The 12,575-nt window shown below is 70.8% G+C and carries 13 protein-coding genes; 6 read left to right on the top strand and 7 right to left on the bottom strand.

Features of this window, described 5'->3' with window-relative positions; genetic code table 11:
* Positions 1–488: 488 nt before the first annotated feature.
* The 3 genes from MUY14_RS45285 to MUY14_RS45275 all read right to left on the bottom strand — a co-directional run bounded on the left by MUY14_RS45285 (position 489) and on the right by MUY14_RS45275 (position 2,863).
* Complete coding sequence (locus tag MUY14_RS45285; protein ID WP_247019132.1) at positions 489–932, bottom strand: hypothetical protein; 444 nt, start codon at positions 930–932, stop codon at positions 489–491.
* Positions 933–980: 48 nt separating this feature from the next.
* Complete coding sequence (locus MUY14_RS45280; RefSeq protein ID WP_247019131.1) at positions 981–2,138, bottom strand: glycosyltransferase family 4 protein; 1,158 nt, start codon at positions 2,136–2,138, stop codon at positions 981–983.
* Positions 2,139–2,212: 74 nt separating this feature from the next.
* Positions 2,213–2,863, bottom strand: a complete 651-nt coding sequence (locus MUY14_RS45275) for an L-threonylcarbamoyladenylate synthase (RefSeq protein WP_247019130.1) — start codon at positions 2,861–2,863, stop codon at positions 2,213–2,215.
* Between the two features lie 561 nt (positions 2,864–3,424).
* On the opposite strand from MUY14_RS45275, the gene MUY14_RS45270 reads away from it, so the two are divergent.
* Positions 3,425–5,398, top strand: coding sequence for a M6 family metalloprotease domain-containing protein (locus MUY14_RS45270; RefSeq protein ID WP_247019128.1), 1,974 nt, complete (start codon positions 3,425–3,427; stop codon positions 5,396–5,398).
* A 142-nt stretch (positions 5,399–5,540) separates the two neighbouring features.
* Here MUY14_RS45270 and MUY14_RS45265 read toward each other — a convergent pair whose 3' ends face one another.
* Together MUY14_RS45265 and prmC are read right to left on the bottom strand one after the other, a co-directional pair.
* Positions 5,541–5,864: a hypothetical protein gene (locus MUY14_RS45265; protein ID WP_247019126.1), complete on the bottom strand. Its 324-nt coding sequence runs from the start codon at positions 5,862–5,864 to the stop codon at positions 5,541–5,543.
* 21 nt (positions 5,865–5,885) lie between these two features.
* Positions 5,886–6,752, bottom strand: a complete 867-nt coding sequence (gene prmC / locus MUY14_RS45260) for a peptide chain release factor N(5)-glutamine methyltransferase (RefSeq protein ID WP_247019124.1) — start codon at positions 6,750–6,752, stop codon at positions 5,886–5,888.
* 204 nt (positions 6,753–6,956) lie between these two features.
* Here prmC and MUY14_RS45255 point away from each other — a divergent pair, with 204 nt between their 5' ends.
* The 5 genes from MUY14_RS45255 to MUY14_RS45235 are packed head-to-tail and all read left to right on the top strand — an operon-like array spanning position 6,957 to position 11,032.
* On the top strand, positions 6,957–7,760 hold the full coding sequence (locus tag MUY14_RS45255; RefSeq protein WP_247019122.1) for a TIGR03619 family F420-dependent LLM class oxidoreductase: 804 nt from the start codon (positions 6,957–6,959) through the stop codon (positions 7,758–7,760).
* Positions 7,761–7,792: 32 nt separating this feature from the next.
* Positions 7,793–8,794 carry a glycosyltransferase family 2 protein gene (locus MUY14_RS45250; RefSeq protein WP_247019120.1) on the top strand — a complete coding sequence of 334 codons (1,002 nt, stop codon included), beginning with the start codon at positions 7,793–7,795 and terminating at the stop codon, positions 8,792–8,794.
* A complete protein-coding gene (locus MUY14_RS45245) occupies positions 8,791–9,222 on the top strand; it encodes a GtrA family protein (protein WP_247019118.1) in 432 nt (143 codons plus the stop codon). Before MUY14_RS45250 ends, MUY14_RS45245 begins: the two co-directional genes overlap by 4 nt.
* Before the next feature lie 18 nt (positions 9,223–9,240).
* Complete coding sequence (locus tag MUY14_RS45240; protein ID WP_247019117.1) at positions 9,241–10,698, top strand: hypothetical protein; 1,458 nt, start codon at positions 9,241–9,243, stop codon at positions 10,696–10,698.
* Complete coding sequence (locus MUY14_RS45235) at positions 10,619–11,032, top strand: VOC family protein (RefSeq protein WP_396126887.1); 414 nt, start codon at positions 10,619–10,621, stop codon at positions 11,030–11,032. Before MUY14_RS45240 ends, MUY14_RS45235 begins: the two co-directional genes overlap by 80 nt.
* A gap of 37 nt (positions 11,033–11,069) precedes the next feature.
* Here the strand turns inward: MUY14_RS45235 and prfA are convergent, their stop codons facing one another.
* Together prfA and rpmE are read right to left on the bottom strand one after the other, a co-directional pair.
* Entirely contained in the window at positions 11,070–12,140 is a 1,071-nt protein-coding gene (gene prfA, locus MUY14_RS45230) for a peptide chain release factor 1 (RefSeq protein ID WP_247019112.1), read from the bottom strand.
* Between the two features lie 76 nt (positions 12,141–12,216).
* Positions 12,217–12,447, bottom strand: coding sequence for a 50S ribosomal protein L31 (gene rpmE / locus MUY14_RS45225; protein WP_247019110.1), 231 nt, complete (start codon positions 12,445–12,447; stop codon positions 12,217–12,219).
* Positions 12,448–12,575: the final 128 nt, after the last annotated feature.

Genomic DNA, 12,575 nt, shown 5'->3' with positions numbered 1-12,575 from the left:
TCCGCCGGGGGAATCGTCACGATCTGGACTTAACGTACCCGATACGTATCGGGACGTCGGAGGCGGCTACCCCACTGTCCGCAGAACACGCCTTCACGTTCTGCACACGGGGTTTCTCGCGTGAACACTGCCCTGCGGTCTACTTCGGACCAGTGGCGGACGAGGCGGAACTACACGGTCGCCACACTGCTGATCGCGGTTCGTCTTAGGGAGTGCGCGGACGAGGCCGCCACCCTTGACGCGGACCATACCAGCAGGTCAATCAGTGCCGTACACGCGTACTCCATACCCACCGATCAGCCCAGGACTTAGGTCCCGGGTCCGCTAGGGACCGAGGTCCGGACCGGACCGGGACCCGCTCCGGAACGGCCCAGTTGAGGGGTCCCGGGTCGCTCTCGGACGAGCGAGTGACGTGTCCCCGGTCACACTCGTGCGGCCGCAGCGGGGTTCACCCAGCGTAACGGAACAGTCCGGCAAAACGGACGGCGTCAGGAAGGGATGATCGTCGGGATCTTGGTCTTGCGGAACGCGGCGAACTCGGCCGCGGCGGCCAGCAGGATGGCGACGATCATGGTGATGCCGAGCGAAAGCGGGTGCAGCGCGGTGACGCCCTTCAGCGCGGTGAGGGCGCCGAACAGCAGCACGATCTTCACCACGTACCCACCGAGCGCGATGACCATGACGAACATCGGGTCCTGGCCGGCGCTGAAGCGCATCAGTCCGAGGGTCGACAGCGACGCGATCAAGGCGAGCACCCCGCCGACGAGCGACCCGAGGAAGCCGTGCAGCCCGAAGAGGACGCTGAAGAGCGCGATGCAGACCACCACGGCGGGCGGGGTCACCAGCAGCGAAGCCTTGGTCATCGCCCGGGCCGCCTGCAGCACCACCTTGGCGTGCGGGTTCTCCTGGTCCTGCGTTTCGGTCTCGCTCACAGCTGACTCCCTGCTCGGTTCGTGTCCGAGTGTAGAGAACCCCGCCGGTCAGGTGCCCGGCTGGTTGCGCGAGCGCAGTCTCGGGACGATCGAGACCACCACCGCGAACACCAGCCCGACCCCGATGATCCACAGCGCCGCGGCGTCGTCGAACAGCGTCACCGACACCGCGCCGAAGGCGAGGATCCCCGCCCACAAGTAGATGAGCAGCACCGCGCGGCGCTGGGAATGGCCGATCTCCAGCAGGCGGTGGTGCAGGTGCATCTTGTCCGCCGCGAACGGGCTCTCGCCCCGGCGGGTGCGGCGGATGACCGCCATGATCAGGTCCAGCAGCGGGACGAACAACACCGCCGCCACGACCACCAGCGGGGACAGCAGCGCGATCGCGTCCTTACCGCTGAACTGCGGGTACGGGACGCGACCGGACGCCGACGTCGTCGCGCCCGCGAGCATCAGGCCGATCATCATCGAGCCCGAGTCGCCCATGAAGATCTTCGCGGGCTGGAAGTTGTACGGCAGGAACCCCAGGCACGCTCCCGCGAGCGTCGCCGCGATCAGCGCGGGCGGGTACGTGCCGACGTCGCCGCCCGAGCTGTCCAGCAGGCCCAGCGAGAACGCGCACGTCGCCGACGCCGCGATGAAGCCGAGGCCGCCGGCCAGGCCGTCGAGGCCGTCGACGAAGTTCATCGCGTTGACCATCACCACGACCATCACGACCGTGAGCAGCGCGCCCTGGTTCTTGTCGAGCACCAGCACCGAGCCGAACGAGCCGCCGGTGCCGCCCCACGGCACCCAGAACGACACCCACTGGACGCCGAAGATGACCAGGATACCGGCGCACATCACCTGGCCGGCCAGCTTCGTCCACGCGTCGAGCTCGAACCGGTCGTCGAGCGCGCCGATCAGCGAGATCACGCCCGCCGCGAGCAGCACGCCGACCGAGTCGAACGACGCGTCGAAGCCGTGCGACAGCGCGGGCAGCTGGTGGGCCAGGCCCATCGCGCCGGCGACGCCGAGGAAGATGCCGATCCCGCCCATCCGCGGGATCGGGGCGACGTGGACGTCGCGCGCCCGCGGGTTCGCGATCGCGCCGACGCGGATGGCGAGCCGGCGGACGAGGCCGGTGAGCAGGTAGGTCACCGCCGTCGCGGTCAGCGCGACGAGGATGTATTCCCGGATGGGGAGGAGACCGGATGTGGGCGGCACGGGTGCGTCACGCTCGCGGGGTCGGGGTCACCCGCGACACGCTATCGTGTCGCGGTTTCCGCCGTGATCCGGCTTCAGGCCAACGATTCCGCGGGTACACCGAGCACCTCCGCGACGGCCGTCTTGCTCACCGAACCCTCGCGCAGCACCACCGGTTCGGCGCCCGTGAGGTCCACAATGGTCGACGCGACGGGCTCGCCGCTCGACCCGCCGTCGAGGTACACCGCGACCGAGTCGCCGAGCTGCTCCTGCGCCTCCTGCGCGGTGCTCGCCGGCGGCCGCCCGGAGACGTTCGCGCTCGACACGGCCATCGGGCCGACGTCGCGCAGCAGCTCCAGCGCCACCGGGTGCAGCGGCATCCGCAGCATCACGGTGCCGCGGGCGTCGCCGAGGTTCCACTGCAGGCTCGGCGCGTGCGGGAGCACGATGGACAGATCGCCGGGCCAGAAGGCTTCGATGAGCGCGCGCGCCTGCGGCGGGACGCCGAGCACCAGGCCGTCCACAGTGGACCAGGACCCGACGAGCACGCCGACCGGCATGTCCGGGCCGCGGTTCTTCGCGCGCAGCAGCGCCTGGACGGCGCCGGCGTCGAACGCGTCGGCACCGATGCCGTAGACCGTGTCGGTCGGCAGGACCACCAGCCTGCTCGACCGCACCGCACCCGCCGCGGCGGCCAGCCCGTCGGCCCGGGTGTCGCGCTTGCTGCAGTCGTAGACCACGCTCATGGCACCCAAGCGTAGTCCGGCCGCCGCCGGGGACGTTCGCCGCGTCACACCCCGCGCCGCCGGGGGCGCCCCCGTCTTCAACGCTACCGGCGGGCACCGACAGTTCCCGGCGCCCGCGGCGCGCACGGCCGGACTTGTCCACATCGCCTGCCGCGGCGAAAGGGTGCGTTCACGCCGTCGGGGGCTTGGGCCCGGCGAAGTCGGACCGGCGTGGCCGGCCCGGCGGCCCGCGACGTCATGAACGAGTCGTTCACCTCACCAGACGCAGTGAAAGAGTCGTTCACACCGCCGGAGACCTGAGCCCGGCGACGTCCGATCGGCGTGGCCGATCCGGCGGCCCGCGACGTCATGAACGAGTCGTTCACCTCGCCGGACGCGGTGAAAGGGTCGTTCATGACGTCCGGACCCGGGGCACCGCCGAGTGCGTGGCAACCGGCCAGACTTTCGTCGTGGGGCAAGCGGGTAAACCTCGCCGCGAGGCAGAACTCCGGCAGCGGGGCTCAATACGGTCGATCACCGGGAACCGGCAAAACCCGTGGGTTCCCAGTGAAGGAGCCGCAGATGCGTTCCAGAACCCCGAAGGCGCTCGCCCTGCTTGCCGCGGCCGCCGTGCTGACCGGTCTCGGCGCGGGCACCGCCGCGGCCGAGCCGCTCACCCGTGGCTGGCCCGCCCCCATCGACGCCGCGCAGTGGGAGAACCAGGACCACATGACCTGGTCCGACTACAAGAAGGTCCCCGGCACGAACTGGGCCGACCCGGCCCTGAAGCCGACCCAGCGCACCTTCAAGGGCGCCGTCGTCCTCGCCGACTACCCGGACCAGGACTTCGTCGTCACCAAGCCGGCGAACTCGACCGTGTTCGGCAACCCCGCGCCGGCCGCCGCGAACATCCCGCGGGCGAACGTCGCGAAGTACTACCAGGACTTCCTCAACAAGCCCGAAGCCCTCAACAACGGCCACACGATCAACGAGTACTGGATGGAGGACTCCGGCGGCCGGTTCGGCGTGCAGCTGACCGCGTTCGGGCCGTACCGGATGCCCGGGAAGTCCTACGAGTACGGCATGGAGTTCCAGCCGAGCGCCTGCCCGCCCGGCGCGAACTGCGCGCGGGACATCCGCAAGGACGCCGGGGACGCCTGGCGCGCCGACGTCGGCGACACCGCGAACCAGTTCGACTTCGTCTTCTACCTCTCCGCCGGCCAGGACGAGAGCTCGACCTGGCAGGAGTTCGGCGAGATGAAGTTCGGCACCAAGGAGAACGTGCCCGACGCGTTCGGCCCGCCGAACCACGACCTGCCCAACTACGCGGCGACGCGGTACGTGCCGTGGACGTCGTGGGCGTCGGCCGCCAGCATCTGGCCCAACGCCCAGGACGGCAGCTCGGTGCAGGCCGAGAGCTCCGGCCAGTCGACCTACGCGCACGAGTTCAGCCACATCCTGGGCATCGGCGACAACTACAACAACCCGTTCGGCGTGCCGCCGTCCCGCAGCTACAGCGGACCGTGGGACATGCTGTCGCGCGGCACGTTCAACGGGCCCGGCGGCCCGCACACGCGCTGGCAGATCCCGGCGACGCAGGGCAGCTCGATGGGTGCCCAGCACCAGCTGCGCAACAAGCTGAAGCTCGGCATCGTCGACCCGGCGGACGTCCTGCAGCTGGACCGGAACGACCTCGCGAAGACCGGTCCGGTGTCCGCGCGCCTCACCGCGCGCGAGACCGAGGCGCAGCCGGGCGCGTTCACCGGGCTGAACATCAAGCTCACCGGCGGGGACAAGGCGCCGAAGTGCGACCGGGCGAAGGACCCGTTCTGCGACGGCGGCGGCTACGACAACTACACCGTCGAGGTCGTGGACCGGATGGGCGCGGACTCCTTCGCGCCGGACTCCGGCGTCATGATCACCAAGACGAAGAACAAGGACAACGCGCCCTTCGACTGGGTGATCGACGCGAACCCGCAGGACATCGGCATCACCGACTACACGAAGCCGGACGGCACGCCGGTGAAGATCACCATCGGCGACTACCGGCAGCTCAATGACGCCCTGTTCAAGGCGGGCACCGAGGCGTCGAGCCCGTACGAGTACACCGACCAGGCGAACCGGCTGCGGTTCCTGATCACCGACCTGGCCCGTGACCGCCGCGGCATCCTGTCGTACACGGTGACGGTGGCTTCGCTGGACGGCTCGGGCAGCCAGGCGCGCGGTGCGGCGGTGACCCCGGCCCCGCCGGCGTTCGCCCGCGGCGGCCTCGCGACCTGCGACTTCGGCCTGCTCAACACGGGTGCGGCCCGCGGCGCGCAGGCACCGTACGACACCGACACCTACCGGCTGAGCGTGTCGACGGACGCCCGCGGCTGGGCGGTCCGCCTCCCGAACGAGCTGACGACGGCGAAGTTCGGCGGCCACGTGAAGGTGCCGGCGTACGCGAAGCGCGGCCAGGGCGGCGACCTCGCGGCCCGGGTGAAGCTGACGGCGACCTCGGTGAGTGACCCGTCGAAGACGGCGACGGCCAGCTGCACGGCCTTCGGCTTCTGACCCCGCCCGACCGCCGCGAATGGCTCATTCGGGACCACTGCGGTCCCGAATGAGCCATTCGCGGCATCCCCGGACTGGCTTCGGCCCGGAACTGTCGGTGCCTGCCGGTAGCGTGGAAAACGGGGGCGCCCCCGCGAGCGGCTCAGCTCACGTCCGGCGCGGCTTCCGCCCGTTCCACCATCGCGACCAGCTCGGCGGTGCGGCTCAGCACCAGCTCGTTGCCGGGGAACCGCGCTTCGGCGGCGGTCATCAGCGACTCGCGGATCACCCGCATGATCTCGGCCGCCTGCGCCGCGGAGAACATGTCGAGCGCGATGAACGCGTAGTCCCCCGCCACGAATTCCCGCAGCCGCGCGGCCAGCCCCGGATCCTCGACCCGGTCGGCGGCCACTTCGACCACCCACTGCACGTGCGCGCCGCTCGGCATCCACGCCAGGTCGAGCGGGACCTTCCCCGGCGGGTTCACGACGAAGTCCCCCGACACGGCTCAGCCCAGGCGGCGCGCGGTGACGAACCGGGCCCGGCCGGTCAGGTCCGCGTGGCCTTCGACGCCCGTCAGCACCCGCCGCGCGCGCACCAGCGCCGGCACCGCCGAGCCGTGCGTGTCGTCGTGCTCGATGGCCAGGCCGCCACCCGGCCGGAGCAGGCGGGCGCCCGCCGCGATCGCGTGGCGGATCACCGCCAGGCCGCTCTCCTCGGCGAACACCGCGCGCGGCGGGTCGTGCTCGGCCACCTCCGGGGGCACCGGGGTGCCCTCCGGGACGTACGGCGGGTTGCACAGCACCAGGTCGACCAGCCCGTCGAGCTCGGCGAACATCGTCGGGTCGCTGATGTCGCCGGAGTACAGCCGGATCGGGGTGTTGCCCGCGTCGGCGTGGACGTCCGCGTTGTGCCGGGCCCAGGCCAGCGCCTGCGGGTCGACGTCCACCGCGTAGACCACCGCGTCCGGCCGCGCGTGCGCGACCGCCAAGGCCAGCGCCGCGGACCCGGTGCACAGGTCGACCACCACCGGGAATTCGCGGCCCTGCAGGAACTTGACGCCCCATTCGAGCAGCAGCTCGGTCTCCGGCCGCGGCACGAACACGCCGGCGCCGACCGCGACGGTGATCTCGCCGAGCGCGGCCCAGCCGGTCAGGTACTGCAGCGGGATCCGCTTCGCGCGCTGCTGGACGAGCTGGCCGATGGCCTCGATGACCGGCGGGTCGACCAGCGGCACCATCGGCAGGCGCCCGCGTTCGACCCCGAGCACGTGCGCGGCGATCACCTCGGCGTCGAACCGCGGCGAGGCGACGCCCGCGCGCTCGAGGATCCGGGTGGCCTCGATGATGGCCAGGCGCAGCGGCTGCCGATTCACTCGTCGTCCTTCACCTCGTCAAGCCTGGCACACCAGGCGGAACTCCCCCGTGAGGACACGCGCCGGTCCTACGCCGTCCAGCGTATCGAGGCGCCCTCGGCCTTCGTCGGAGACGCCGGTGCGTTCCGCGAGCTCGCCGATCCGCGGCTCCCACCCCCTGAACGGCCGACCTCCACACCGGCGTGAATGCCTAACGTCGCGGTCATGACCGAACACTTCCCGGACCTCGAAGTCGTCCTGCCGAACGAGCAGCCGGACGTCGAGCCCGCCCGGATCGCCGAGCTCGCCCGCCGCGCCGAGGAGCTCGGGTACCGCGCCGCGTGGCTGCCCGACCACCTGATCCCGCCCGGCCCCTTCGGCGAGGTGTTCGGCGGGGTCCACGAGCCGCTCGTCACCCTCGCCCACCTCGCCGCCGTGACCAGCCGGATCCGGCTCGGGACGGCGGTGCTGATCCTGCCGCTGCGGGAGCCGTTCGCGCTGGCCAAGCAGGCCGCGACGCTGGCGAGGCTGTCCGGGCACCGGTTCGACCTCGGGGTCGGCGCCGGCTGGAACGAACCGGAGTTCACCGAGGTCGGCGTGGACTTCGGGAGCCGAGGGAAGCAGACCGACGCGTCGCTGGACCTGCTCGCCGAGCTGTTCCGCACCGGCCGCGGCCCCGGCGGCGGGTACTTCGAGCCGCGGCCGGCGCGGCCGGTGCCCCTCACCGTCGGCGGCAACTCCGCGGCCGCGCTGCGCCGGGCCGTGCGGGTCGGGGCGGGCTGGTTCAGCGCCGGGCTCTCCCCCGCCGAGGTCGGCGAGCGCGCCGCAAAGCTCACGGCCATGACAAACGGCCGCGCACCACGGGTCACCGCCAGAATGGATTGGGACGGGACCGATCTCGACTCCGCGACCGCGCGGTTCCGCGCGTATATCCTGGCGGGGGCGGACGCGGTGGCCGTCCACTTCGGCCCGGCGGAGACCTTCGAGCAGCGGATGACCACGTTCACCGAGGCCGTCGCCGGACCCTAGGATGCCCGAGACGCCGACCCACGGGAGCGCCAGTGCCGACCGAGCCGACCACGCGCCGCCGGGTCGCGTTCATCTTCCCGATCTACAACGAGGAAGCGAACATCGACCTGCTGCACAGCACGGTCGACGAGGTCACCGCGCCGCTGGCCGGGCGGTACGACTTCAGCTTCCTCTACGTCGACGACGGCAGCCGCGACGGCTCGCTGGAGCGGCTGGCCGAGCTGTCCGCCCGCGACGCCCGCGTCACCGTCGTCGAGCTCTCCCGCAACTTCGGGCACCAGATGGCCGTGACCGCCGGGCTCGACCTGGTCGACGCGGACGCCGTGGTGATCATGGACAGCGACCTGCAGGACCCACCGCGGGTGGCGCTCGAGCTGCTGGAGAAGTGGGAAGAGGGCTACCACGTCGTCTACGCGCAGCGCCGGTCGCGGCGGGACCCGCCGTTCAAGCGGTACACCGCGAGCGCGTTCTACTGGTTCCTCGGCAAGATGGCCGCGGTCGACATCCCGAAGAACACCGGGGACTTCCGGCTGATCGACCGCAAGGTGGTCGACGAGCTGCGCAAGTACCGCGAACGCGACCGGTTCCTGCGCGGCCTCGTCAGCTACGTCGGGTTCCGGCAGACCGCGGTGCTGTTCGACCGCGACAAGCGCCACGCCGGCGTCACCGGCTACCCACTGACGAAGATGCTGCGCTTCGCCGCCGACGGCATCCTCGGGTTCTCCACGACGCCGCTGCGGATGATCACGCGGATGGGGTACCTGATCTCGCTGCTGAGCTTCCTCGGCGTGCTCTACGTCGTCGGCGTGAAGCTGTTCGCGCCGGAGACCGCGGTGCCGGGCTGGGCGTTCATCACCATCGCGATGTTCTTCCTCGGCGGCATCCAGATCATCATGCTCGGCGTGCTCGGCAGCTACATCGGCCGCACGTATTCGCAGGTCCAGAACCGGCCGCTGTACACGGTCGCGTCGGTGCGCACCGGGCTCCCCGAGCCCGCGGAAGCGGATGAGAAGAGCCGGAGCGCCGCCCGATGAGGATCGTCACGTACACGCAGCTGCGCTTCGGCATCGTCGGGATCGGCAACACGCTGGTCGACGTCCTGGGCTACGCGCTGCTGGTCACCCTCGGTGTGCCGGTGTTCGTCGCGAACTTCCTCTCGACGACGGCCGGCATGCTGCTGTCGTTCACGCTCAACCGGAACTTCACCTTCCGGGCGAAGGACGGCGACGTCCGCCGCCAGGCGCTGCTGTTCTTCGGCGTCACCGCGTTCGGGCTCTGGGTGGTCCAGTTCGGCGTCATCTGGCTGGTCGGCAGGCTGTTCCCGGGCGTCAACGTGCTGGTGCCGAAGGGCGCGGCGATCGTCGTCGGCCTGTTCTGGAACTACCTCCTCTACCACTACGTGGTGTTCCGGCACCGGCCGGTTTCGCCCGTTCCCGGTGCAGCGCCCGCCGACTCTGCGTGATCTCGTACGCTGGTCCGGGTGCGATCCCGTGAACTGCGCTTCGGCCTGGGCGTCTTCGTCCTTTCCCTGGGCGTCCTGCTGATCCGGTTCCTCGTGCCGCGACCGGTCGGGATGGCCGACAACGGCGACGGCTGGCGCCTGCTGTGCGACCTCGGCGGCCGGCACACCGAGATCAAGCCCGAGTTCTACGTGCACTTCAGCTACGGGCCGGGCCAGGGCTGCAAGAGCGACTACATCTCGAGCCAGGCGTGGCTCGACTGGTTTGCGAGCAAGCTGGGGAAGGTGCTCGGCTCGTCCGCGGAGCTCAACCTGCTGGTGCTCGGCGCGATCACGGCCGTGCTGGTCGCGGTGGGCATCGCGGCGACCGTCCTGGCGCTCGACCTGAGCACCCGCAACCGCGTCATCGCGACGCTCCTGCTGCTGCTCGTGATGGCCGACTCGGCGTTCTTCGGCTACTTCGCCTCAGTGCTCAGCGAGGGCGCCGGGTTCCTGGGGATGCTCCTGATGGCCGGCGGCCTGCTGCTGATGCACCGCACCGGCGCGTGGCGGTACTGGGGCGCGGCGCTGACCGTGTCCGGTGCGCTGATCGGCATCAACGCGAAGTCGCAGACGCTGCTGCTGATCCCGCTGTTCGTGCTGGCGCTGGTGCTGGTCAAGCCGCTGGGCAAGCGGGGGTGGGCGCGCTGGCTGCTGCCGCTGGGCGTGCTGGTCGTCGTGGGCGCGGGGACGGCGGCGGTGCAGTCCCACGGCGACCCGGCCAACGCCGAGTACCGCGAAGCGAACATGTACCACGTGGTGTTCGACAGCATCGTGGACGGCAAGCACGACACGGACGCCGACCTGGCCGCGCTGGGCCTGCCGCCGAGCGCGAAGAAGTTCATCGGCACCGGCTGGTGGGAAGCGAGCCCGTGGAAGGACGCGGACTACAACGGCTTCCGCGACAAGATCAGCCGCCGCAACGTGGTGAGTTACTACGCCTCGCACCCGCAGCGCACGCTGCAGATCCTCCAGCAGGGCGCGGTCGACACGCTCACCGCGCGCCCGGAGCGGCTGGGCAGCTTCGCCGACACGTCCGGGCAGCCGCCGATGGCGCAGGAGTTCCGCGTCCCGGTGTTCTCCGGCCTGTCCGCGCTGGCGGCGCCGCTGGGGCTGTTCGTGCTGGTCCCGTTCTGGCTGCTGATCGGCTGGGCCGGCGTCCGGGCGTTCCGCCGGTCCCGCCGCGAGTACGGGATCGTGGTGTTCTTCCTGCTGCTGTTCGCGGTGGGCCAGTTCGGCCTGTCGGCGCTCGGCGAGGGCGTCGAGGGCGTGAAGCACCAGCTGCTGACGCTGTTCCCGACGGTGCTGGCGTTCGTGTTCGGGGTGCTGAGCTTCTTCCCCCGCCCGGCGGGCCCGGAGCCTGAGCCGGCGGAGGAGCCGGAGCCGGCCACCGAGGTGTTCGAGGCGTTCCGCGAGCCGGAGGAGCCCGCCGTCCGATGATGCGCGCCGCTGGGCAGGCGTGCTCGGCGGCGAGGTCGACGAGGACGGCGACTGGCACATGGTGCTGGTGGACGGCGCCCCGCGGATCGGCGTGCAGCTCGCGCCCGACCACGTCGCACCCGAGTGGCCCGACGGCGGGACGAAGCAGCAGGTGCACCTGGACCTGTGGGTCGAGGACTTCGCCGAGGCGCACGAGCACGTGATGGCGTTGGGTGCGCGGGTGCTGAAACCGGCGAGCGGGGCCACGAGCGGGGACGACTTCCAGGTGTACGCCGACCCGGCCGGGCACCCGTTCTGCCTGTGCTGGCTGGTGCGAGGCGCCCCGCCCGCCTGAGCCGCCAGGAGCCCGAACCGACCTCGCCAGCCGGACCTCAGCCCGCCGAAACGGCCAGCCGCTCTTCGCGGTCCGCGGTCGCCAGCGCGTCCAGCACCCCGTCCAGGTCGCCGTCCAGGACCTGGTCCAGGTTGTACGCCTTGTAGTTCACCCGGTGGTCCGAAATGCGGTTCTCCGGGAAGTTGTACGTCCGGATCCGCTCCGAGCGGTCGACCGTGCGGACCTGGGACTTGCGGGCGTCGGACGCCTTCGCGGCGGCCTCCTCCTCCGCGATCGCCTGCAGCCGCGCCTGGAGCACCTGCAGCGCCCGGGCGCGGTTCTGGATCTGGGACTTCTCGTTCTGGCAGGAGACGACGATGCCGGTCGGCAGGTGGGTGATCCGCACCGCCGAGTCGGTCGTGTTGACGCTCTGGCCGCCGGGGCCCGAGGAGCGGAAGACGTCGATGCGCAGGTCGTTCGGGTCGATCTCGACCTCGACCTCCTCCGGTTCCGGGTAGATGAGCACCCCGGACGCGGACGTGTGGATGCGGCCCTGGGACTCGGTCGCCGGCACGCGCTGGACGCGGTGGACGCCGCCCTCGAACTTGAGACGGGACCAGACGCCGTCGACGGCGGCCGCCTTCGTCTTGATCGACAGCGTGACGTCCTTGAAGCCGCCCAGGTCGGAGTCGACCGAGTCGAGGACCTCCGCCTTCCAGCCGTGGCGCTCGGCGTAGCGCAGGTACATGCGCAGGAGGTCGCCGGCGAACAGGGCCGACTCCTCGCCGCCCTCGCCGGACTTGATCTCCATCACGACGTCGGAGCCGTCGTACGGGTCGCGCGGGAGCAGCAGCTCGGTGAGCTTCGACTCCAGCTCGGGGATCTTCCCGGCCAGCTCCTCGGCCTCCGCGGCGAACTCCGCGTCCTCCGAGGCCATCTCCCGGGCGGCCGCGAGGTCGTCACGGGTGGTGTCCAGCTCGTGGACCGCGCGGACGACGGGCGTCAGCTCGGCGTAGCGGCGGCCGAGCTTGCGGGCGCGCGCCTGGTCGGCGTGCACCGCCGGGTCCGCCAGCTGGGTCTCCAGCTCAGCGTGTTCGGCGAGCAGCCCCTTGAGCGAGCTCGAATCCACCTCTGCCACCTCTCGGCCCGGTTCGGACAAAAACACGGCGCCCACCCGGAGAACCGGGTGGGCGCCGTGAAAAAAGCTACTTGGCGTCGGCGCCCTTCTTCTGCCGCTTGCCGTAGCGAGCCTCGAAGCGCGCGACCCGGCCACCGGTGTCCATGATCTTCTGCTTGCCCGTGTAGAACGGGTGGCAGTTCGAGCAGATCTCGACGTGGATGTCGCCACTGGTCTTGGTGCTGCGCGTGGTGAAGCTGTTTCCGCAGTCGCAGTTCACGTTCGTGACCACGTACTCGGGGTGAATGCCGCTCTTCATGGTGTCCTCTCTCGTTGGCTCCGGGTCCCCAGTCGTTCTCGCGGGGTGAACCGGTGCCGGACTTCAGCGGGTAATTCTGCCAGACGGGCTGACGCTCAGTGGAACGCACCCCGCTGACCTGGTATTCC

The sequence above is a fragment of the Amycolatopsis sp. FBCC-B4732 genome, from assembly GCF_023008405.1.
GTDB classification, from domain to species: domain Bacteria; phylum Actinomycetota; class Actinomycetes; order Mycobacteriales; family Pseudonocardiaceae; genus Amycolatopsis; species Amycolatopsis pretoriensis_A.
Note: the sequence above shows the minus strand (reverse complement) of the source record. Positions and strands in the feature narration are given on the sequence as shown.